Genomic DNA, 21,111 nt, shown 5'->3' on the forward strand with positions numbered 1-21,111 from the left:
GGCACCCACCGGGACCGCTCTCCACCCCGACCCGAAGGAGCAGGACCGATGGTGACACTCGCCGACGTGGCCAGGCACGCCGGCGTCTCGGCAAGCACTGTCAGCTACGCGCTCAGCGGCAAGCGCTCGATCTCGACACAGACCCGGCAGCGAATCGAACGGGCCGTCACCGACCTCGGCTACCACCCGAATGCCGGCGCCCGGGCGCTGGCCGGCAAGCGTTCGCACATCATCGCCCTGGTGGTGCCGCTGCACACCGAGGTCTACGTGCCGACCATGATGGAGATCGCCATCGCGGTCACCGTCGCGGCCCGGGACCATGGCTACGACGTGCTCCTGCTCACCAACGACGAGGGCCCCGAAGGGGTGCAGCGCGTCGCCGCCAGCGGGCTGGCCGACGGCGTGATCCTGATGGACATCCGGCTGGACGACGACCGTATCCCTGTGTTGCACGCCCAGCGCACCGCGGCCGCGCTCATCGGGCTGCCCGACGACCCGTCCGGGCTGGCCTGCGTCGACCACGACTTCGCCACCTCGGGCGCCCTGTGCGCCGACCACCTGGCCGACCTCGGCCACCGCGACATCGCCTTCACCGGCTACGGCAGCGCCGTCTACCGGCGGCACGCCGGTTACGCCGAGCGGACCCTGAACGGCTTCCGCTCCCGGGCCGAGCAGATCGGCCTGCGCTTCCTGCACCGACCCTGCGAGGGCACCTACGAGAGCACCGCCGGCACCCTGGCCCGGATCCTCGCGGACCGCCCGGACACCACCGGCTTCGTGGTGCAGAACGAGGGCGCGATCGGCCCGCTGCTCAGCCTGCTGCGCGCCGGCGGGCGGACCGTTCCGGAGGACGCGTCGGTGATCGCCATCTGCCCCGAGCAGTTGGCCGAGCAGCACTCGCCCAGGCTCACCTCCGTGACGGGCCCGAAGAAGGAGCTCGGCCGGGTGGCCGTGGAGCAGGTCCTGGCCCGGATCGCCGCAGTAGCAGCGGGCACCGAGCCGGCGGACGAACTGGTCCTGACGCCACCGGAGCTGGTGGTCCGTGAGAGCACCGGCCCGGCCCCGGTGCGCGGTCCACGCCAATGACGCCACCTTGACACGCCGTCAGCACGCCCTCCCCTCCCCACGCGAGGAAGACCACCATGTCCGAAGAGCGCCAGACGATCCGCTGGGGCCACCAGGCCCTGAGCGTGGAGATCGCCCTCGGCGAGGACGGCACCGCCCGCCTGGTCCACATCGGCCCACCCTGCCGGCCCATCGGCGCTCCGCGTCCCGGCGCGCCGCTGCCCCTGGTGGAGGTGACCGCGGGGGCCAGGGCCGCCACTGGTCGGGCCGGCACCTCATCGACACCGGCATCGGGGCGCGGCTGCGCCACCGGTCCCACCGCGCCACTTCATAGCCACCTGGTCCGGCAGTGACGCCAATCCCTCCGCCTTCTGGTTCAACGGCGCCGCCTGCGCGACCGGCTGAGCCCGCATGACCGGTGGCGCCCCGGCCGCCCCGAACAGCCGGGGCGCCACTCGCGAAGAACCATCCCCACGAAAGGAATTGACCACGTGCCAGGCAAGCACCAGCCGGACAGCACTGTCACCAACCCCGTGATCCCCGGGTTCCACCCCGATCCCAGCATCTGCCGGGTCGGCGACGACTACTACCTCGTCTGCTCCAGCTTCGAGTACTTCCCCGGCATCCCCGTCTTCCACAGCCGCGACCTGGTGAACTGGACCCAGATCGGCAACGCCCTGGACCGGCCGAGCCAGCTGCGCCTGCCCCGCGACATGCCCTCCTCCGCCGGTATCTTCGCGCCCACCCTGCGCCACCACGACGGCCGCTTCCGGCTGATCGTCACCAACGTCGGCGACGGCGGCAACATGCTCTTCACCGCCACCGACCCGGCCGGCCCCTGGTCCGACCCGCTCCGGCTGCCAGATGTCCCCGGCATCGACCCGGACCTCGCCTGGGACGAGGACGGCACCTGCTGGTGCACCGTCGCCGGCGTCTCCCAGGTCCGGATCGACCCGGCGACCGGAAGGACCTCCGGCGAGCCGCGCAAGCTCTGGTCCGGCACCCCCGGTGCACTGGCCCCCGAGGCGCCGCACCTGTACCGGATCGGCGAGTACTGGTACCTGATGATCTCCGAGGGCGGCACCGAGCGCGGCCACAGCGTCGCCATCTCCCGCGCCGACTCCCCCTCAGGTCCCTTCGAGCCGTGCCCGGCCAACCCGATCCTGACCCACCGCGGCACCAGCCACCCGATCCAGAACACCGGCCACGCCGACCTGGTGCAGGCCCCCGACGGCTCCTGGTGGATGGTGCTGCTCGCCGTGCGGCCGGGCGGCGGCACACCGGGCTGGCACGTGCTCGGCCGCGAGACCTTCCTCGCACCGGTGAGCTGGGTCGACGGCTGGCCCGTGGTCGGCGAGCTCTCGTCGGAGATGCCCGCGCCCGCATGGCCGCTCCAGCCCGCGCCCAGCGTTGCGGTCCGGGACGACTTCGACCAGGCCGAGCTGCACCCGCGCTGGATCTCGGTGCGGGAGCGCCGCGCCGAGCTCTGCACCACCAAGGAACGGTCCGGCTGGCTGACCCTGCACGCCGCCGGCGCCTCCCCGGACGAGCCCGACCTGGTGTTCGTCGGCCGGCGCCAGCAGCACCTGACCTGCCGGGTCCGCACGCTGGTCGACGCGACCGCCGGCCGCGGCGGGCTGGCCGTGCGGCTGGACGAGCAGCACCACTACGAGATCGAGGCCGGCGACGGCCAGGTGCGCGTCCTCGCCCGGATCGGCCCACTGCGCACCGAGGTGGCCGCCAATCCGCTGCCCGCAGGACCGGTGGTCCTCGGCCTCGGGATCGCCCCGGCACCGCCGCAGGGCTCGCGAACCGGCCCCGATCTGCTCTCCTTCGGCGTCGAGCAACCGGACGGCAGCTTCGCCGTACTCGCCACCCTCGACGGCCGCTACCTGTCCACCGAAGTGGCCGGCGGCTTCACCGGCCGGGTCATCGGCATGTACGCCGCGGCCGGCACCGTCCACTTCGACTGGTTCGACTACGAGCCCCTCCCCCTTCCCTGATCGTCCGCCAGGGCTCCCCCACCCCCGTTTCACACGAAAGGGACACCCGTGAACGACGCACAGCAGACCGCACGCCCGCGCAACCGCCGGCTCCACCGCACGGCCTGTCTCGTGGTGGCGCTGGTCACCGCGGGCAGCCTCGCCGGCGGCACAGCCGTCGCCGCACCGGCCGAGCCGGCCAAGGACCGGGCCCGGGCGGCCTGGGTCCCGAGCGACCCGATGGCCGCGGTCGCCGCGATGCAGCCCAGCTGGAACCTCGGCAACACCTTCGACGCCCTCCCCGACGAGACCTCCTGGGGCAACCCGCTCACCACCAAGGCGACCTTCGACGGCCTCAAGGCGCAGGGCTTCCGCAGTGTCCGCATCCCCGTCACCTGGTACCCCCACCAGTCCACCACCGCGCCGTACACCATCGACGCGACGTGGATGGCCCGGGTCAAGCAGGTGGTCGACTGGGCGCTGGCGGACGGCCTCTACGTCGAGATCAACGTCCACCACGACTCGTGGCAGTGGATCGCGAACATGTCCGCCGACCACGACAACGTCATGGCCCGGTTCGACTCGACCTGGCAGCAGATCGCCACCGTCTTCAAGGACGAGCCGCGCGCGCTGCTCATGGAGAGCATCAACGAGCCGCAGTTCTCCAACGCGACCGACGCCCAGAAGACCCAGTACCTGCGCGAGCTCAACACCTCCTTCCACCGCATCGTCCGCAACTCCGGGGGGCGGAACAAGGACCGCCTGCTGGTCCTGCCCTCGGAGGAGACCAACAACGCCCAGCACTGGCTCGACGACCTGTCGACGACGATGAACTCGCTGCACGACCGCAACCTGGTGGCGACCGTGCACTACTACAGCTGGTACCCGTTCAGCGTGAACATCGCCAACGGCACGACCTACGACGCCACGGCCCAGGCCGACCTGAACGACGGCTTCGCCCGGGTGCACGACACCTTCGTCGCCAAGGGCGTCCCCGTCTACCTCGGCGAGTACGGCCTGCTCACCTCCCCCTACTCCGGCGTGGTCGAGCGCGGGGAGATGCTGAAGTACTTCGAGCACGTCAACTACGAGGCGCGGGTCAACGGCATGACCTCCGCCGTCTGGGACGCCTCCAACGACTTCCTGAACCGCTCCACCATGCAGTGGCAGGTCCCCGAGATGAAGGCCCTGATCCAGACCTCCTGGCGGACCCGCTCGGGCACCGCCTCCACCGACAACCTCTTCCTGCCGAACTCCGGCCCCCTCACCGCCCGGACCATCACCCTGAACCCCAACGGACAGTGGTTCACCGGGGTGTGGCAGGGCAACACCCCGCTGATCCCGTACCGCGACTACACCCTCAACGGCGACCAGCTCACGCTGACGGCGACCGCCCTCACCCGGCTGGCCGGCAACCGCGCCGCCGGGGTCAACGCCACCCTCGAGGTCCGGTACTCCGACGGCGTGCCGTGGAAGCTCTTCGTGCGCTCGTACGACCAGCCCGTGCTGTCCGACGCCACCGGAACCGCCGACGGGCTTACCATCCCGACCCGGTTCAACGGTTCCCTGCTGGCCAACGTGGAGTCCACGTACGCCGACGGCACCGCCGCCGGCCCGGCCTCCTGGACCACCTACCAGTCGTTCGACAACTACCGCGCCGACTACGGCGCCGACACCACCACCGTCAAGGCCGACTTCCTCAAGTCGCTCAAGGACGACGCCCCGGTGACGCTCACCTTCCGCTACTGGACCGGCGCCACCGTCACCTACCACGTGACCAAGTCCGGCAACACGGTGACCGGCACCGCCTCCTGACCAGCCCCCCGCCCGCCCGGCTGCCGGTCCCCACCTGCGGCCGGGCGCCTTCCCGAGATGAGCCCTCCATGTTCTCCCTACGGTCCCACGGGCGGCGGCTGCGTCTTCTCGCAACCACCGCACTGATGCTCACCGCGTGCGTCACCGCATCCACCGGCGCGACCGCCCAGGCCGCACCGGGCAGCCCTGCGCTCACCCCGCCGCTGGGCTGGAACAGCTGGAACAGCTTCGGGTGCGGTGTCAACGAGTCACAGATCCGCCAGGCCGCCGACGCAATGGCGTCCTCCGGCATGAAGGCCGCCGGCTACCAGTACGTCGTCGTCGACGACTGCTGGTTCGACCCGCAGCGTGACGGCGCGGGCAACCTCCGGGCCGGCCCGACCAAGTTCCCCAGCGGCATGAAGGCGCTCGGGGACTACATCCACAGCAAGGGCCTGAAGTTCGGCCTCTACGAGGCGCCCAACGAGCGCACGTGCGCACAGGCCGTGGGTTCCTACTCCGGCTCCACCGGCAGCAAGGGCCACGAGGCCCAGGACGCCACCACGTTCGCCTCGTGGGGCGTGGACTACCTCAAGTACGACTGGTGCTCCTCCAGTGGCACGTTGGATGAGCAGGTCGCACAGTTCACGCTCATGCGCGACGCCCTCCGCGCCACCGGCCGTCCCATCGTCTACAGCATCAACCCCAACAGCCTGCACGCCATCACCGGCTCCTCGTACAACTGGGGTCAGGTCGCGGACCTGTGGCGGACGACCGAGGACCTGCTGGACATCTGGCAGAACGGCAACACCAACAACTACCCGATGGGCGTGGGCAACGTCCTTGACATCGACGCGCCGCTGGCCGCTCAGTCGGGCCCTGGCCACTGGAACGACGCCGACATGCTCGTGGTCGGCCGCCCCGGTCTGTCGCTGACCGAGTCCCGTTCCCACTTCGCCCTCTGGTCGCTGCTCTCGGCGCCCCTCATAGCGGGCAACGACATCCGGACCATGTCCGGCGACGTGAGCGCGATCCTTCGCAACCCCCGCCTGCTGGCGGTGGATCAGGACGCGCTCGGCGCGGGCGGCCGCCGGGTGCGCGACGACGGCGACCTCGAGGTCTTCGCCAAACCCCTGTCCGACGGTTCGGTCGCCGTGGGCCTGTTCAACCGGGGCACCGGCACCGCGACCGTCACCGCCACGGCCGCGCAGGTCGGCCTCACCGGAGGGCCGTTCACCCTCACCGACCTGTGGACCGGCGACACGTCGAGCACGTCCGGCCAGATCTCGGCGAGCGTCCCGGCGCACGGTGTCGCCGTGTTCAAGATGACCGGCGGCAGCCCGCTGGCCTCCACCACCGCCCGCCTGCGCGGAACCGGGTCCGGCCGCTGCCTGGACGTGGACCGCGCCGCCACGACGGCCGGGACGACGGCGCTGATCTGGGACTGCCACACCGCCGCCAACCAACTGTGGACCACGTGGGCCGGCGGCGAGATCCGCGTCTACGGCGACAAGTGCCTGGACGCCTCCAACCAGGGCACCACCGACGGCACGAAGGTCGTCATCTGGCCCTGCAACGGTCAGGACAACCAGAAGTGGACCGTGCAGACCGACGGGTCGATCCGCAACGTCCACGCCGGGCTGTGCCTGGACGCCGACCACGCCGGAACCGTCAACGGGACGCCTGTGATCCTGTGGACCTGTACCGGTCAGAACAACCAGAAGTGGACGACGCTCCCGTAGCCCGTTCCCCTGCCGGTTCGTCGAGGAACCGGCGCCCTGACGGGGCGCCCCGGCGGCGGTGGAGCCGGGTGAGGCAGTGTCAGATTCCTCGCCCGCGCCGGAACCGCGCCGGGGTGGTTCCGCACTCGTCGGTGAAGACCCGGTAGAAACGGCTGACCGAGCCGAAGCCGGCGGCTGCGGCCACCTGGCTCGCGGGGAGGTCGGTGGTCAGCAGCAACCGGCGCGCTTCGGCGAGCCGGTACAGCTTCACGTACTCGCCGATCGTGGTGCGCACGACCTTGCGGAACTGGGTCATGGCGTAGGTCGGGTGGACGTTCACCGCCGCGGCGACGTCCCCGACAGTGATCGGCTCGCGGAAGTGGCGGGCGATGTGGCGCGCCATGGACACCGCCTGGCGCAGAGCCGGATCGTCACCCGCGTAGCGGTGTACCGGGTCACCGCCCGCGGCGAGCGCCAGGCGCCGCACGCGCGCCTGGATCTCCAGCATCGCGATGCGGTGCAGTTCGTCGTCGCCCGCGGCCAGATCCGCGGCCCACTGGGTGAACTTCGCCGGGTCGCTCTCATCGGCACGGGCCGGGGGAGCGATCACCGGCACGCCCGAGAGCACCCGGGCGAGGAGCGACTGCGGCAGCCCCCAGGCCAGGAACCGGTCGAAGGGCACGTGCAGCCAGTGGACGCTGGTCGCCCGGCTCGCCACCAGCTGGTGCGGGATCGCGGCCCAGAACACGGCGAGGCCACCCGCCGCCACTTCGAGGAGTTCGCCGCCGTAGAGGTAGAGCATCGGCCCGCCGCCGGCCACGAAGTTGATCTCGAGGTCGTCGTGCCGGTGCGCTGCCGACATCAGCAGCGGGCGTCCGGACCAGCCGCGCAGGTGCGACGGTTCGTCGACCAGGGCACCCTGAGGATCCAAGAAGTTCTCACTTCGAAACGGTGCAGACATCGCAGTTGCTCGGATCCTATCGTCGTAGAGCAGCGCCGATGCTCGCACCGCCGTGCATCCGGCGACACCGCACGCCCACCCCTGCGTTCCTGATGGAGATCTCACGTGTTCTCACTCGGCATCGTCGGCGCCGGCCAGTTCGCCGGCTCGTTCGCCAAACTCTGGCGCCTGCACCCGAACGTCGGTGACATCAAGGTCACCGACCTCCTCCCGGAGCGCGCCGAGCATCTCGTCGCCGAATACGACCTCGCCGGCACGCTCCCCTCGTTCGAGGACATGCTCGACTCCGATCTCGACGCCATCGCACTCTTCACCCAGCGCTGGACACACGGCCCACTCGCGGTCCAGGCACTGCGCGCGGGCAAGGACGTCTACAGCGCGGTCCCCATGGCCGTGACCGAGGCCGAGATCGCGGACATCATCGCCGCGGTCGAGCAGTCCGGCCGGATCTACATGATGGGCGAGACGAGCTACTACCACCCGGCGACCGTCTACGCGCGCGCCCGGATCGCCTCGGGAGCGTTCGGCCGGATCTTCTACGCGGAGGGCGACTACGTCCACGACATGGACTGGGGCTTCTACGACGCCTACAAGTACAGCGGCGGTGCGAACTGGAAGGCCACCGCCAGCTACCCGCCGCTGCTCTACCCCACCCACTCGATCGGCGGCGTCCTCGGCGCCTGGCAGACCCACGCCGTCAGCGTCTCGGCGATCGGCGTTCCGGACGAGCGCGGCGACGGCGTGTTCGACCGCGAGATCAGCCAGTTCGACAACGACTTCTCCAACGCGACCGCACTGTTCGAAGCCGCGGGCGGCGGAAGCTTCCGCACGAACGAGTTCCGCAGGGTCGGATACATCGGCAAGGAGTCGCGCTTCCGCTACTTCGGCACAGAAGCGGTCTTCGAACAGCTCGGCTCGATCAGCCTGTGGCAGGACAAGAAGGGCGAGCACGACGTCACCGCGCACCTGGACCCCGCACCCACCCTCGCACCGGACGACCCGGCACTCGCCCACCTCGCCCCGGAACTACGCGGCGCCTTCGCCTCCGGCACCGCGCCGGTGCACGATCGCTCCCGCCTCCCGCGCGAGTTCGCCCACGCACCCAACGGCCACGAGGGCAGTCACCACTTCCTCGCCGACGACTTCGCCACCGCGGTCACGACCCGAACGCCTCCACCGCTGCACGCGTGGACCGCCGCCCGCTACACCCTCCCCGGCATCATCGCCCACCAATCCGCCCTCCGAGCCGGAGCGCGCCTGCCCATTCCCGACCACGGAGACGGTCCCCGGTCCGCGTGACACCGCTCGACTGCACCGTCCGGTCACAGACCATCTGACAGTCCGACGGAAGGGAGATACTGATGCCGGGAACCGGCCGGCCGTGCTGCTCCGAGTGCGCGGTGCCGCTCACGGGGCCGCCGCCCGTGCGGCCCCGCCCGGTGCCGGACCACGAACCGGGCTGACCCGTGGACCCGGTAAGGCATCCGTATGAGCAGCGACACCTTCCCCTGCCCCGGCGATCGGCAGCGGGCCGAAGCGGGCCTGTTCGGCCCGTCCTCGGTGACCTGGCACCTGCACGCCGACCCGGCGATGTGGATCGGCGGGATCAGCGCCCTCCACCTGCAGGCGCTGCACCCGATCGCGGCTCTCGGCATAGCCCAGAACTCCTCGTTCGAGGACGATCCCTTCGGCCGCCTGGTGGGGACGGGTTCGTTCATCGTGGCGACCACCTGGGGCAGCCGGGCACAGGCCGAGCAGGCCGGCGCCCGGGTGCGCGCCGTGCACGAGCGCCTGCGCATCCACGATCCGCACAGCGGCGCGCAGTACCGGCTGGACGCCCCCGACCTGCTGCTCTGGGTGCACTGCGCACTGGTCAGATCGAACCTGCACGCCGTGCGGCACGGCGGCATGCGGCTGACGAGCCCGCAGGCGGACCGCTACGTGGACGAGCAGCGTCACGTCGCGGCCCTGGTCGGGCTGGCGGCCGGTGACGCCCCCGGCTCGGTCGGCGAACTGGAGGACTACCTGACCGGCATCCGGCCGGTCCTGGCCGCTTCCCCCGAGGCCCTGCTGATCCACCGCTTCGTCAACCGGCCGCCACTGCCCGGACGATGGCGGCCGCTGCGACCACTGTGGACGGCGGCCTCCCAACTCGGGTACACGCTGCTGCCGGCCTGGGCTCACGAGCTGTACGGACGCCGGGGCCTGCCCGCCACCGTGGCAGCCGCCACCCTTCGCACCGCCCGTTCGACGGCCTCGCTGCTTCCCGCGCGCAAGCGGCTCGACTTCCCCGCCCCCTATCTCAGCCAGGCCGTCGAGCGGCTCGGGAGGACGGCCGTGCCCTCCGCCCGACGACTGCGCGAGCAGCCGTCATGACGCCTCCCGCCGGCCCGGCCCGGCCCCGGGAACGGCGGGGCCCGAACAGCAGTGTTCGGCGTCAGGCTCAAAGAGGGCGGGGGCCGACGTGACGCCGGCCCCCGCCCTCTTTCGCTACCCGCCCCAGGCTGCCTGCCCTACGGCGCTCGCAGGGTCAGTCGACCGCACCGTCCTGCGGGCCGTCGGGGATCCAGGAGCCGTGCAGTCCGGCGCCCACTCGGTGCGGCAGGTGCACGGTGGCGATCCGGTCCAGGCTGCCCGCGTCGAGCACCAGTAGCTGCGAGGCGTCCTGCTTGAGGTCGGAGACCACGGTGAGCAGGTAGCCGTCGTCCTCCCGGGTGGCCCCGGCGGCGGGGACGTAGACCGCCTCGCTGGGCATCCGGGCGTCGCCGACCTGGTGGATGCGCCGGGCACCGGTGGTGCGGTCGTACTTGACCACGCCGTAGCTGCCGAAGCCCTTCTCGTCGGGGAAGGAGACGGCGTACTGGTAGCGGTTCTCGGCGCCCAGGAACTCCTCGTTGAGGGTCGGGAACTCCACCGGCAGGTCGTCGATGATCTGCTCGTCGACGGTGCCGGCGGCCAGGTCGACCAGCCAGCGGCGGGAGTAGGAGCGGGCGACCGGCTCGGTGCCGCGCCCGGGCCGCCCGGTCCACCAGTTCCAGGAGAGGTCGAAGCCCTCGCGGTCCACGGTCGGGCCCTCCAGCACGATCCGGCCCCGGCCGTCCTCGTAGGCGTTGGCGACGTGCAGCACGTTGCCCGGTTCGATGGAGAACCAGCGGACCTGCCGGGCCCCGTCGCCGCCGCGCGGCATCACGCCGATCCGGGCGGGCTGGGTGTCGCTCCACCCGTAGGGGATACCCGAGTGCTCGGCGGGGTCGAAGGTGACGTTGCCCTCGATGAAGACCACGTGGTGGCGGGTGATGGCGAAGTCGTGCTTGAGCGCGGCGCTCGCCCCGGGGACCTCGGCGCTGTGCACGATCTCGCCCTTGGCGTCGGCGACGTAGTGCACCAGGTACGGCGGGAACGGCGAGGACCCGAAGAAGTGCAGCTCGCCCGTCACCGGGTCCTCCTTGGGGTGCGCGGTCATCGCGGTGCGCAGCTTGCCGCCGAAGTCGAAGGCGCCGACCGTCTCCAGCTCGCGGGTGAGTTCGAAGGGCAGGTTCGCCTCGCAGAGCGCGAGCAGTCGGCCGGCGTGCTCGATCACGTGGGTGCCGGCGGCGCTGGCGGTCAGGTCGGGGCCTCGGTCGGTCATGTAGGGCGCGCCGTCGAGGGCCGGGGTGTGCACCCAGCGGTTGCGGTACCACTCGGCCCGGCCCTCCCGCAGCTGGATGCCGTGCACCATGCCGCTGCCCTTGAACCAGTGGGTGGGGGTGACACCGGGCTTCGGGTTGTGACCGTTGCGCAGCAGCCGGCCGGTCAGCTCCGGGGGCAGGGTGCCCTCCACGGTCAGTCCGAAGGCGGTGGCCTCCTCCGCGACGGGGGTGAAGTGGCCGGTCAGGTAGGGCTTGTCGGCGGTCATGTCAGGAATGCCTTCCGGTCGGTGTGGCGGTGCGGGGATGTGACGGAGCGAGCAGGAGGGGCGGGGAGCCGGGGCTCAGTGGGTGGTCGGGGGCTCAGGTGGCCCGGACGGCCCGTCCGGTCCGCCGGTCGGCGGCCGGCCGGGTGGCGGTGTCACCGGCCCGTTGGCGGGTGCACCGGCCGAGTACTGCCGCGAGCAGGGCGGTCGCGGCCAGCACGGCGGCCGAGGCGGCGAAGGCGGCCCGGTAGCCGGCGGTCAGCGCCACCGCGTGCGGCCCGTGGGCATGGGCGGTGACCGAGCCGGCCAGGGTGGCCAGCGCGGCCAGGCCGATCGCGCCGCCGACCTGGCGGGTGGTGTTCACCAGCCCACCGGCCAGGCCCGCGTCCTGTGCCGGCAGGCCCTCCACGGCGAACGAGGTCAGCTGGACGAAGGCGACGCTCAGACCGAGGCCGACGAGCACGCTCGGGCCCAGGACGTCGGCCAGGTAGCTCCCGTCGGCCCGGATCCCGGCCAGCCACAGCAGACCGGCCGCCTCGGTGAGCAGCGCCAGCGTCACGGTCGCGGTGGCGCCGATCCGGCGGGCCAGCCGCGGGGCGAGGCCGGACCCGAGCATGTTGGCCGCGGCGAGCGGGAGTTGGCCGGCCCCGGTGGCCAGCGGGCCGGAGCCGAGCACCTGCTGCTGGTAGAGCGGCAGGAAGAAGAACAGGGCGATCCACACCGACCCCAGCAGGGCCATCAGCAGGTTCCCCGCCGCCACCCGGCCGGTGCGCAGCAGCCGCGGCGGGATCAGCGCGTTCGGCCGGCGGCGCTCGACGGCGGCGAAGGCCGCGGCCAGGACGACGGCCGCGCCGAGGGCGCCGAGCACCCGGCCGTCGGTCCAGCCGGTGCCGCGCGCGGTGGTCAGCCCCCAGACCAGGCAGGCCAGGGCGAGGGTGACGGTGGTGGTGCCCAGCAGGTCGAACCGGCCGGCCGCACGGCCGGGCTGGTGCGGGCCCAGGGCCGGTACGGCGAGCAGCACCAGCGCCGCTCCGAGCCCGACCGTGCCGAAGATCCAGGGCCAGCCCCAGAGCTGGGTCAGGGCTCCGCCCAGCAGGACGCCGCCCGCCCCGCCCGCGCCGGAGACCGCGCCCCACACCGCGAGCACCCGGCCGCGCCCGGGACCCGGTGGGTACAGGTCCACGGCCAGGGCCAGCGCGGCCGGGGCGATGGCGGCGGCGCCCAGACCCTGGGCCACCCGGGCCGCGATCAGCACCCCGGGGGCGGACGCCGCGCCGGCGGCCAGCGAGGCGGCCGCGAACAGCGCCAGGCCCACGGTCAGTACCCGGCGGCGGCCGAGCAGGTCCCCGGCCCGGCCGCCCGCCGGCAGCAGCGCCCCGAAGGCCAGCCCGTAGGCGTTGACCACCCAGGTGGTGCCGGAGTCCGACAGGCCGACTCCGGCACGGATCTGCGGCAGCGCCACGTTGACGACCGAGGTGGCGAGCATGACCGTGAACTGGGCTGCGGCGAGCACCGTGAGGACGGCGGCGGGCCGGGCGGCGGGCCGGAGTGGACCCGGCTGGGTGCGCTGGAGGTTCATGACGCACAGCCTCGGGCGGATCGCTGTCCACTCTCCAGGCCCGGACGGGGCGGGGACTGTCCACTGCTGTCCGCAGCTGTCCACTCCGCCCGGGCCCGGTGCGGGCCCGGGCGGGACGTCGGTCAGCGGGCCCCGTGCAACTCCTGCTGCCACAGGGCCTCGCACAGCAGGTCCAGGCCCTGGCGCAGGTGGCGCCGGTAGGTTCCGTACGGCAGGCCGAGGCGGCGGGCCGCCGCCTCCTGGGTCGGCGCGCCGGAGAAGTAGCCGGCCGTCAGGGCCTCGCGGGCACGCACCCCTCGCGGGTCGGCGGCAAGCTCGTCGACGGCCTGGCGCAGCAGCGCGCGCAGCTCACCGGCGGGGTCGGTGAAGTCGGCGGTGAGGCGGGTGCGGGTCAGCACGCCGACCGCGAAGGCGGCCGGGTCGCGCCAGTGCGCGAGGGCCTCGCGCACGGCCTGGTCGAACGCGGACCGCGAGAAGCCCGACGGCCCGGACGGGGCCGGCACGTCGGTGGCCGAGATCAGGTGGCGCAGCCAGGTCTCCACCGGCACCTGGCGCCAGTCCACGCAGAACAGCCCGTAGCTGTGGTCACCGACCCGGGGCCGGGCACCGGTGTCGTGCATGATGCCCCGGAACCGCTCGGCCCAGGCTTCGGCGTCCTGGTAGACGACGAAGCCGTGCGCGCGGCCACGGGCCCGGGCGGCCTCGGCGTGCGAGCGGGAGTTGCTCAGGTCGATGACCCGCGAGGGGATCTGGTACCGCTCCGGGTAGACCGAGAACCGGGTCATCCCGATGTGCTCACCGGGCCGCACCGCGTTTCCCGCCTGGGTGTACTCCCAGGCGGCCGCGACCACGGGATCGGTGGCCAGGTCCACCGGGTCCGGCGGCGCCGCCAGCACCAACCGGGCCGTGAACGCGACCGGCACACCGGAGCCGACCAGCCGGTAGACGGCGAAGGCCTGCGGCTGGCGCTCGATCCAGTACCGGACCAGCTCCGCCGAGGCCGCGCCCTCGGTCACCTCGGCCATCCGCAGCACGGCGTCGATGTCGCCGGGCTGCAGCGCGCGCTCGTGCACCTCGTCCTCGCGCGACCACGAGTGCAGCCGCGGCGAATCGGCCTTGATGCCCCGGAACATGTAGAAGAGCTCGTTGGTGACGCCGCGCACCGCCTCCTCCGGCGCCTCCCGCAGCTGGCGCAGGTACTCCTCCGCCAGGCGCTGACGGATCGCCACGAACGCGTTGGGCGCCCGCCAGCGCAGGTCGGCGGCGAGCGTCTCGCGGGCCGCGTCGTGCGGGTAGAGGCCCTGCGGCGTGGCCTCCATGAACGGCAGCTCGCGCAGCCAGCCGAACAGCAGGTGGGTGTCCTCCTCGGGCAGCACCGCCGCGAGCAGCTCCTCCGAGGTCGAGTGCGCCTGGGCCACCACTTCCAGCGCCCGGCGGTGCGCCGCCGTCGGCACGTCCCCGATCAGGCCGCTCAGCAGGGTCCGCAGCAGGTCGGCCGAGGGCTCCCAGGCCTCTGCCCGGTCCCACCCGACCGTTCCGGTGGCCGCGGCCAGCGCCAGCGCCAACGGGTTGCCGCTGGCGAACCCGATCACCCGCTCCCGCACCTCGGGCCGGACCTCCGCCGCGGCCAGCAGGCTGCGCGCCTGCTCCTCGGTGAACGGCCCCAGCTCACGGACGCTCAGCAGCCCCTGCCAGGCCGGGTCGGCGGCCCACTGCGGCTGCGGAGCGAGCCGGCCGGCCAGCACGACCAGCGCGTCGTCCGCGGCCCGGGGCAGGAACTGCTGCCACAGCCAGCTCTCCAGCCACTGGCAGTCCTCGAAGGTGTCCACGAACAGCACCGTCCCGGGGACCTCCAGGAAGGACGCGGCCGCCCGCTCGAAGTCGGCCGGATCCCGGCTGACGAAGCGTCCGTCCATCTCCAGCAATCCCCGCCCGGCGGCCCCCGCCCGGTCCGCCAGGCAGCGCAGCAGTGCCGACTTGCCGATCCCCCCGGGCCCGTGAACGTAGAACGCGAACGGCGCCTGCCCGTCCCCGGCCAACGCCTCCTCGAACCGCCGGAGTTCCTCCTCGCGGCCGATGAAGGCCCGCTTCCGCTCCCGGCTGAGCCGCTCCCGCACTGACGCCACGTCGGTTCCCCTCGCTGTCTGACTGGCTTCACGCCACCCACCCGGCGCAATCGTAGGACTTGCACTGTTGCGGCTCGTGCCGCACGGCGCCCGCCCGAGGGGGCCGGCGGCCGCGTTCGGGAAGCTCGGATCGGCGACGCCGGTGCCCTGAAGGGCGGTCAGGCAGAACTGTCCGACCGGCGGCCTCCTTGACTGCGCCCACCTGCGAGCCGCCCGCCGGCGGAGTAAGGGCTGCGAACGACACCCTGAGCGGCCCGGCGACCCGTCAGTCACGTCATGGCAGTGCCGCGACAGCAACAACCCGCTGCGGTACCGCCTCCCGAGCTCCGACACCAGCAACTTCAACACCCCGGCGTCGCCATCACCGCCTCCAGGAGGAGCCGCAGTGCTCGCACTGCGGCTCCTCCTGCTCTCACGGCTTCAGCAGCCCTCGCTCGTAAGCCTTGACCAGGTTGCGCGGCACCAGGTGTTCACGGCCCTCGATGGCGATCGGGACGAGCTGCGGGGCCGCAGCCTTCCACTGCGACCGGCGGTGGCGGGTGTTGCTGCGGGACGTCTTGCGCTTGGGTACGGCCATGGGACCTGCTCCTATCGGGTGGTGGAGGCGTAGGGCAGCAGGGCCGTCTCTCGGGCGCTCTTGATCGCCCGGGCCATCGCCCGCTGCTGCTGGACGGTCAGCCGGGTGACCCGGCGGCTGCGGATCTTGCCGCGGTCGGAGACGAACCTGCGCAGCAGGTTGGTGTCCTTGTAGTCGATGTAGGTGATGCCCGCCTCGAACAGCGGGCTGGGACGTGGACGGGCCGGACGTCCGCCGGTGGGGCGCTTGGCCATTACGAGTCTTCTCTCTGGTCAGGACACGGGTTCGAGCAGGTCCTCGAAGGCGTCGGGCAGGGCCCTCCAGCCGGTCTCCCCCGCCATCAGTTCGGCGTCGGTGAGCAGGCAGGAGTCGAGCAGTTCGGTGATCCCGTCGACGTCCAAGCCCTCGGCGATGAAGACGAGTTGCTGGACGCGGTCGCCGTGCGCGGGATGCCAGTCGAGGGCGGCGGCGGCCCTGCGGGCCGGCGGGTAGAACTCCCAGGCGGCGTCGGGAAGTCCGGCCAGCCACGGACCGCACTCCTCGACCGCGAGGTTCGCACCGGCGGCGTCCCAGGCCAGCATCGACCCAGGCCGGTTGGCCAGCCAGAACCGTCCACGGCTGCGCTGGGCGGCCGGGACGAGCAGCTCCAGCGCCTCGTACAGCCGGCCCGGGTGCAGCGGGCGGCGGCGCTCCCAGACCAGGGTTGCCACGCCCGCGTCATCGGCCTGCTGCGGCAGCAGGGCAAGCGCCGGGTTCACGCGGTCGCGGGCGGCTGCCACGTCGAAGCCGCCGAGCGCGGCACGCAGCAGTTCACCGGTGCCGAGCAGCACCCGCCGGGCGGTCGGGTGCAGCTGGCGCAGCATCGCGAGGCCGGTCTCGCCACCACGGGCGACCGCGATGGTCGTGGCGTACTCGATCTGGTGGGCTAGCGCCTCGGCCCGAGTGCGGGTGTCGTCCGGCGACGTGTGCTCGCCGTGCTCGGCCAGGTCGTCGGGGACGGAGAGTTCGCCGAGCAGCCGGTCCGGGTCGACCGCGACCACCACGCCCGCCAGTTCGATGAACTCCTCCGCCGACTGGCCGTCCACCTCGCCGCCCGCGATCACCTCGACCGCCGGGTGCGGGTCGCTGCCGCCCCACAGCTCCACGACTGCCAGCCCGTGCTGCCCGTCCTCGGCCACGCTCAGCAGCTCGGGCAGCAGGTCCTCGCGCAGCGCGCAGCAGGCGCAGTCGTTGCTCAGCGGGACGTCCGCCGTCGCGATAGTGCCGGAGGCGTCACGGAGTTCACGGTGGACCGTACGACGCGAGGCGTCGCGTAGGTCGTGGTGGAGGACGACGCCGTTGACGCTGCCGTCCAGCAACTCCTGGACGGCACGGCGGCGTTCGGCGCGGTGCAGGCCTGCCACCACCACGACGGGGAGCCTGAGGTGTTCGGGCACGGCGCTCACCAGCTCGACTTGCGCACGCCCGGCAGCTGTCCGGCGTGGGCCATGGTGCGCAGGTTGATCCGGGAGAGGCCGAAGGCGCGCTGGTAGCCGCGGGGGCGGCCGTCCACGGCGTCGCGGTTGCGGATCCGGGTGGCGCTGGCGTCGCGCGGCTGGCGGCCCAGCTCCCGCTGGGCGGCGGCGCGTTCCTCGGCGGTGGCGGCCGGGTGGGCGATGGTGCGCTTCAACTCGGCGCGGCGCTCGGCGTACCGGGCAACGACCGCACGCCGCTGCTCGTTCTTGGCGATCTTGCTCTGTTTGGCCATCAGACTTTCCCCCCTCGGGCGCGGATGCGGGCGACGGCGGCCTCGATACCGATCACGTCGACGGTCTTCAGGCCCTTGGCGCTGAGCGTGAGACGGACGTGCCGGCCCTCGCTGGGCAGCCAGTAACGCTTGCGCTGGATGTTGGGGTCGAAGCGGCGGCGGGTTCGCCGGTGCGAGTGCGAGATCGCGTTGCCGAAGGACGGCTCGCGGCCGGTCAGTTGGCAGTGAGCGGACATGGTGACGGCTCCGATGCTCATCGTGCGGGCAGGCAAAAGGTCACGCCCCGGGACCGGCGTGCAGCCCCGGGATGCCCGCCCCACACTACGCCAGATGAAAATGGATTTCATTTCGCTATAGTGGGGCCACCACCACACCGACCGAGGGGACATCCATGGCCCGCAACGAACTGCGCCCGATCATCAAGCTCCGCTCCACCGCCGGCACCGGCTACACGTACGTCACCCGCAAGAACCACCGGAACGACCCCGACCGCCTCGTCCTGCGCAAGTACGACCCCGTCGCCAAGCGGCACGTCGACTTCCGCGAAGAGCGCTGACCACGCCCACACCACCACGGAGGACTACGCCCATGAAGCCCGGAATCCACCCCGAGTACCGCCCTGTCGTCTTCCGCGACAAGGTCGGCGGTCTCTCCTTCCTCACCCGCTCCACCGCCACCAGCACCCAGACCGTCGAATGGGAGGACGGCAACACCTACCCCGTCATCGACGTCGAGATCTCCTCCGCCAGCCACCCCTTCTACACCGGCCAGACCCGCGTACTGGACACCGCCGGCCGGGTCGAACGCTTCCGACGCCGCTACGGCACGACCCAGGGCTGATCGGACGACTCGCCGAGGAAGGCAGTTGTGAAGCCCCGACGCAGACCACCACCGTCAGGGGCGAGGGGCTGACGCGGCAGCGCGTCAGCCCCTCGGCTCGTTCCTCAGGGCTGGTCGATGCCGGCATTCCGAATCGGCCGGCGGCAGCCCCACCCCACCCCGCCTCCGCGAGTTCTCGCAGCCTCGGAGCAATCCACCTGCGGCCCGCGGTGAGATCTTGGAAACGATGCGTTCACGACGTGTGGACCCTCCGGGAAACAAGCGGTTTCTAGCGTATCCACTCATGGATTCGAAGCTGTATACGCAGCCGGACACGGTGCTGGATCCGGGTCCGGTGCCCCCGCCCTCACTCCGCGAGGCGGCCTACGCGCAGTTGCGCACGGCCGTGCTGGACGGCGAGTTCGGCCCGCGCGAGCGGCTGGCCGAGACGCGGCTGGCCGTACGGTTCGGGGTGTCGCGGACCCCCGTACGCGAGGCATTGGCAAGGCTGCTGGCGGACGGTCTGATCGAGCGTGGTGACGGCGGCTTCTACGTCACGATCCCCAACCTGACCCAGCTGAAGGACTTCTACGAACTCCGGGTCACCCTGGAACTGCGCGGCATCGCCCGGGTGATCGAGGACCCCTCGGTCCGGCACGACCCGGCTGTCATCGCGGCCGAGTTGGAACGCTGGTACGCCCTGCGCGAGAACCCACCCGAGCGTGACCCGCGCTTCGTCGTCCAGGACGAGCGCTTCCATGCGGAACTCTCCCGCGCTGCGGGCAATCCCGCGCTGACCGACGCCCTCGTGACGGTCAGCGAGCGCATCCGCAGCGTCCGTATGTACGACTTCCTCACCCAGGACCGGGTGGAGACGACCATCACGGAACACATCGAGATCATGGAGTTCGTCCGGGACGGACGGCTCGACGAGGGCTACCGGGCCCTGCACGCCCACGTCGGCGACTCGATGTCCGTGGTGCTGCAACGCGCCCAGCGCGCGATGACGCAGATGGCCCTGCACGCCGACCGTCTCTGAAGCAGGCCGGCCGCTCCCGAACCCGCGGGTAACGCCGCGGGCAACGCCCGGCCCCGATTCCCCGGCTGTCGACGACGCCATCCGAGGTGCCCACCGCTCTCCTTCCCTCCCTCCCCCACCGGCCCGCACCCCCGAAGGGCATGCCATGACCGCCACCGAGTCACCGCAGCCGGTGACAACACCGCACTCCCCGACGAGCCAGGCGACCAAGGAGACGCTGGAGGACTACACCCTCCGTTTCGCGCCCCGCAGCTACCGTCGCTGGACCCCCATGGTCGTGGCCACCACGGCACTCGGCGGCATCGCCTACATGGCCGACTTCTCGATCGGCGCCGGCATCGGCCTCGCCCACGGCACCGGCAACGCGCTGGTTGCGATCGCCGTCGCGGCCGTGGTCATCTTCGTCACCGGCATCCCCCTCGCCTACTACGGCGCCCGCTACAACATCGACCTCGACCTCATCACCCGCGGCTCCGGCTTCGGCTACTACGGCTCGGTCCTCACCAGCGTCATCTTCGCCAGCTTCACCTTCATCTTCTTCGCCCTCGAAGGCTCGATCATGGCCCAGGGGCTGAAGCTGGGCCTCCAACTCCCCCTGTGGCTGGGCTACCTGGTCTCCACGCTGATCGTGTTCCCCCTGGTGATCTACGGCATGAAGGCGCTCAGCAAGCTCCAGGTGTGGACCACCCCGGTCTGGCTGCTGCTGATGGTCGCCCCGCTCGTCTACCTGATCGCCCAGGACCCCGGCACGGTCGACCGCTTCCTCGGCTACGCCGGTACGGACGGCGACGGCGGCGGCATCAACACCGCGTCGGTGCTGCTCGGCGCGGGCGTGTGCCTGTCCCTCATCGCGCAGATCGGCGAGCAGATCGACTACCTGCGCTTCATGCCGCCCAAGACCGAGGCCAACAAGCGCACGTGGTGGACCGCCGTGGTCATGGCCGGCCCGGGCTGGGTCGTGCTCGGCGCGCTGAAGCAGGCCATCGGCGTCTTCCTCGCCGTCTACATCCTCGCCAAGGTCGGACCGTCCGTCGCGACCGAGCCGATCCAGCAGTTCCGCGCCGCGTTCGACGTGATGATGCCGTCCTGGATGGTGGTCCCGCTCGCCCTCGCCCTGGTCGTCATCAGCCAGATCAAGATCAATGTGACGAACGCCTACTCCGGCTCCCTCGCCTGGACGAACTCCTTCACCCGCGTCACCAGGCACTACCCGGGCCGCATGGTCTTCGTCCTGGTCAACCTCGGCTTCGCGCTCGCCCTGATGGAAGCCGACATGTTCAGCTTCCTCAACAGCATCCTGGGCTTCTACTCGAACTGCGCCATCGCCTGGGTCGTCACCGTGGCCACCGACATCGGCATCAACAAGTACCTGCTCAAGATCTCCCCGCTCCAGCCGGAGTTCCGCCGGGGCATGCTGCACGCGGTCAACCCGGTCGGCGTGGTCGCCTTCGTCGCGGCCTCGGGCCTGTCCATCGGCATGTACTTCCACGCGCTCGGCGACACCCTCCAGCCCTACTCCCCCGTCGCCGCCGCCGTCATCGCCTTCGTCCTCACGCCCCTGATGGCCGTCGTCACCAAGGGCAAGTACTACCTGCGCCGCACCGACGACGGCATCGACGAGCCGCTTCTGGACACCGACGGCAACCCCAGCGCGGTCACCCTCGACTGCCACGTCTGCCGCCAGCCCTACGAACGACCCGATCTGGCCGCCTGCGCCACCCACGACGCGGCGATCTGCTCCCTGTGCCTGAGCACCGACAAGGTCGGCGACCACGTCCTGCCCGCCGCATGACCCCTTCGTCGCCGGTG

At 71.8% G+C, this 21,111-nt stretch carries 20 protein-coding genes; 11 read left to right on the forward strand and 9 right to left on the reverse strand.

What is annotated here, in order from left to right:
- Positions 1–48 precede the first annotated feature (48 nt).
- The 5 genes from ACZ51D_RS01605 (at position 49) to ACZ51D_RS01625 (ending at position 6,583) form a co-directional block, all read left to right on the forward strand.
- The gene (locus ACZ51D_RS01605; RefSeq protein WP_465660765.1) at positions 49–1,086 is read left to right on the forward strand and encodes a LacI family DNA-binding transcriptional regulator; all 1,038 of its coding nucleotides are present in this window, start codon (positions 49–51) and stop codon (positions 1,084–1,086) included.
- A gap of 56 nt (positions 1,087–1,142) precedes the next feature.
- Positions 1,143–1,418, forward strand: coding sequence for a hypothetical protein (locus ACZ51D_RS01610; protein WP_465660767.1), 276 nt, complete (start codon positions 1,143–1,145; stop codon positions 1,416–1,418).
- A 138-nt stretch (positions 1,419–1,556) separates the two neighbouring features.
- A complete protein-coding gene (locus ACZ51D_RS01615; protein ID WP_465660769.1) occupies positions 1,557–3,068 on the forward strand; it encodes a glycoside hydrolase family 43 protein in 1,512 nt (503 codons plus the stop codon).
- A 48-nt stretch (positions 3,069–3,116) separates the two neighbouring features.
- Entirely contained in the window at positions 3,117–4,862 is a 1,746-nt protein-coding gene (locus ACZ51D_RS01620; protein ID WP_465622832.1) for a cellulase family glycosylhydrolase, read from the forward strand.
- Between the two features lie 68 nt (positions 4,863–4,930).
- Positions 4,931–6,583, forward strand: a complete 1,653-nt coding sequence (locus ACZ51D_RS01625) for a glycoside hydrolase family 27 protein (protein ID WP_465660771.1) — start codon at positions 4,931–4,933, stop codon at positions 6,581–6,583.
- A 79-nt stretch (positions 6,584–6,662) separates the two neighbouring features.
- Here the strand turns inward: ACZ51D_RS01625 and ACZ51D_RS01630 are convergent, their stop codons facing one another.
- The gene (locus ACZ51D_RS01630; protein ID WP_360501677.1) at positions 6,663–7,493 is read right to left on the reverse strand and encodes a helix-turn-helix domain-containing protein; all 831 of its coding nucleotides are present in this window, start codon (positions 7,491–7,493) and stop codon (positions 6,663–6,665) included.
- Positions 7,494–7,628: 135 nt separating this feature from the next.
- Here ACZ51D_RS01630 and ACZ51D_RS01635 point away from each other — a divergent pair, with 135 nt between their 5' ends.
- Both ACZ51D_RS01635 and ACZ51D_RS01640 read left to right on the forward strand, forming a co-directional pair.
- Entirely contained in the window at positions 7,629–8,822 is a 1,194-nt protein-coding gene (locus ACZ51D_RS01635; RefSeq protein WP_465622836.1) for a Gfo/Idh/MocA family protein, read from the forward strand.
- Between the two features lie 189 nt (positions 8,823–9,011).
- On the forward strand, positions 9,012–9,899 hold the full coding sequence (locus tag ACZ51D_RS01640) for an oxygenase MpaB family protein (RefSeq protein WP_465622838.1): 888 nt from the start codon (positions 9,012–9,014) through the stop codon (positions 9,897–9,899).
- Between the two features lie 154 nt (positions 9,900–10,053).
- On the opposite strand, the gene ACZ51D_RS01645 is transcribed toward ACZ51D_RS01640, so the two are convergent.
- The 8 genes from ACZ51D_RS01645 to rpmB all read right to left on the reverse strand — a co-directional run bounded on the left by ACZ51D_RS01645 (position 10,054) and on the right by rpmB (position 17,680).
- The gene (locus ACZ51D_RS01645) at positions 10,054–11,418 is read right to left on the reverse strand and encodes a carotenoid oxygenase family protein (RefSeq protein WP_465622840.1); all 1,365 of its coding nucleotides are present in this window, start codon (positions 11,416–11,418) and stop codon (positions 10,054–10,056) included.
- A 94-nt stretch (positions 11,419–11,512) separates the two neighbouring features.
- Positions 11,513–12,994 (reverse strand): MFS transporter, encoded by a 1,482-nt coding sequence (locus ACZ51D_RS01650; RefSeq protein ID WP_465622842.1) that lies wholly within the window; start codon positions 12,992–12,994, stop codon positions 11,513–11,515.
- 122 nt (positions 12,995–13,116) lie between these two features.
- A complete protein-coding gene (locus tag ACZ51D_RS01655) occupies positions 13,117–15,120 on the reverse strand; it encodes an AAA family ATPase (protein WP_465660773.1) in 2,004 nt (667 codons plus the stop codon).
- Positions 15,121–15,532: 412 nt separating this feature from the next.
- On the reverse strand, positions 15,533–15,697 hold the full coding sequence (gene rpmF / locus ACZ51D_RS01660; protein WP_396530468.1) for a 50S ribosomal protein L32: 165 nt from the start codon (positions 15,695–15,697) through the stop codon (positions 15,533–15,535).
- Between the two features lie 11 nt (positions 15,698–15,708).
- Entirely contained in the window at positions 15,709–15,951 is a 243-nt protein-coding gene (gene rpsR / locus ACZ51D_RS01665; RefSeq protein WP_465622846.1) for a 30S ribosomal protein S18, read from the reverse strand.
- A gap of 18 nt (positions 15,952–15,969) precedes the next feature.
- Complete coding sequence (locus ACZ51D_RS01670) at positions 15,970–17,133, reverse strand: CobW family GTP-binding protein (protein WP_465660775.1); 1,164 nt, start codon at positions 17,131–17,133, stop codon at positions 15,970–15,972.
- A gap of 5 nt (positions 17,134–17,138) precedes the next feature.
- Positions 17,139–17,444, reverse strand: a complete 306-nt coding sequence (gene rpsN, locus ACZ51D_RS01675; RefSeq protein ID WP_465660777.1) for a 30S ribosomal protein S14 — start codon at positions 17,442–17,444, stop codon at positions 17,139–17,141.
- Positions 17,444–17,680: a 50S ribosomal protein L28 gene (gene rpmB / locus ACZ51D_RS01680; RefSeq protein WP_360501693.1), complete on the reverse strand. Its 237-nt coding sequence runs from the start codon at positions 17,678–17,680 to the stop codon at positions 17,444–17,446. Before rpmB ends, rpsN begins: the two co-directional genes overlap by 1 nt.
- Before the next feature lie 155 nt (positions 17,681–17,835).
- Between rpmB and rpmG the strand changes: the two genes are divergently transcribed.
- The 4 genes from rpmG (at position 17,836) to ACZ51D_RS01700 (ending at position 21,094) form a co-directional block, all read left to right on the forward strand.
- The gene (gene rpmG, locus ACZ51D_RS01685; RefSeq protein ID WP_465660779.1) at positions 17,836–18,000 is read left to right on the forward strand and encodes a 50S ribosomal protein L33; all 165 of its coding nucleotides are present in this window, start codon (positions 17,836–17,838) and stop codon (positions 17,998–18,000) included.
- 32 nt (positions 18,001–18,032) lie between these two features.
- Positions 18,033–18,284, forward strand: a complete 252-nt coding sequence (locus ACZ51D_RS01690) for a type B 50S ribosomal protein L31 (RefSeq protein WP_465660781.1) — start codon at positions 18,033–18,035, stop codon at positions 18,282–18,284.
- Positions 18,285–18,567: 283 nt separating this feature from the next.
- A complete protein-coding gene (locus ACZ51D_RS01695; protein ID WP_465660783.1) occupies positions 18,568–19,302 on the forward strand; it encodes a GntR family transcriptional regulator in 735 nt (244 codons plus the stop codon).
- A gap of 145 nt (positions 19,303–19,447) precedes the next feature.
- Complete coding sequence (locus ACZ51D_RS01700; RefSeq protein WP_465660785.1) at positions 19,448–21,094, forward strand: purine-cytosine permease family protein; 1,647 nt, start codon at positions 19,448–19,450, stop codon at positions 21,092–21,094.
- Positions 21,095–21,111 lie beyond the last annotated feature (17 nt).

This window comes from Kitasatospora sp. NPDC033851, from assembly GCF_055576085.1.

Excerpts from the sequence above, each read along its gene's own strand:
- ACZ51D_RS01640 (WP_465622838.1), top strand. The coding sequence starts at position 9,012 with ATGAGCAGCGACACCTTCCCCTGCCCCGGCGATCGGCAGCGGGCCGAA.
- ACZ51D_RS01645 (WP_465622840.1), bottom strand. The coding sequence starts at position 11,418 with ATGACCGCCGACAAGCCCTACCTGACCGGCCACTTCACCCCCGTCGCG.
- ACZ51D_RS01605 (WP_465660765.1), top strand. The coding sequence starts at position 49 with ATGGTGACACTCGCCGACGTGGCCAGGCACGCCGGCGTCTCGGCAAGC.
- rpsR (WP_465622846.1), bottom strand. The coding sequence starts at position 15,951 with ATGGCCAAGCGCCCCACCGGCGGACGTCCGGCCCGTCCACGTCCCAGC.
- rpmB (WP_360501693.1), bottom strand. The coding sequence starts at position 17,680 with ATGTCCGCTCACTGCCAACTGACCGGCCGCGAGCCGTCCTTCGGCAAC.
- ACZ51D_RS01610 (WP_465660767.1), top strand. The coding sequence starts at position 1,143 with ATGTCCGAAGAGCGCCAGACGATCCGCTGGGGCCACCAGGCCCTGAGC.
- rpmF (WP_396530468.1), bottom strand. The coding sequence starts at position 15,697 with ATGGCCGTACCCAAGCGCAAGACGTCCCGCAGCAACACCCGCCACCGC.
- ACZ51D_RS01650 (WP_465622842.1), bottom strand. The coding sequence starts at position 12,994 with ATGAACCTCCAGCGCACCCAGCCGGGTCCACTCCGGCCCGCCGCCCGG.
- ACZ51D_RS01690 (WP_465660781.1), top strand. The coding sequence starts at position 18,033 with ATGAAGCCCGGAATCCACCCCGAGTACCGCCCTGTCGTCTTCCGCGAC.
- rpmG (WP_465660779.1), top strand. The coding sequence starts at position 17,836 with ATGGCCCGCAACGAACTGCGCCCGATCATCAAGCTCCGCTCCACCGCC.
- ACZ51D_RS01695 (WP_465660783.1), top strand. The coding sequence starts at position 18,568 with ATGGATTCGAAGCTGTATACGCAGCCGGACACGGTGCTGGATCCGGGT.
- ACZ51D_RS01625 (WP_465660771.1), top strand. The coding sequence starts at position 4,931 with ATGTTCTCCCTACGGTCCCACGGGCGGCGGCTGCGTCTTCTCGCAACC.
- ACZ51D_RS01700 (WP_465660785.1), top strand. The coding sequence starts at position 19,448 with ATGACCGCCACCGAGTCACCGCAGCCGGTGACAACACCGCACTCCCCG.
- rpsN (WP_465660777.1), bottom strand. The coding sequence starts at position 17,444 with ATGGCCAAACAGAGCAAGATCGCCAAGAACGAGCAGCGGCGTGCGGTC.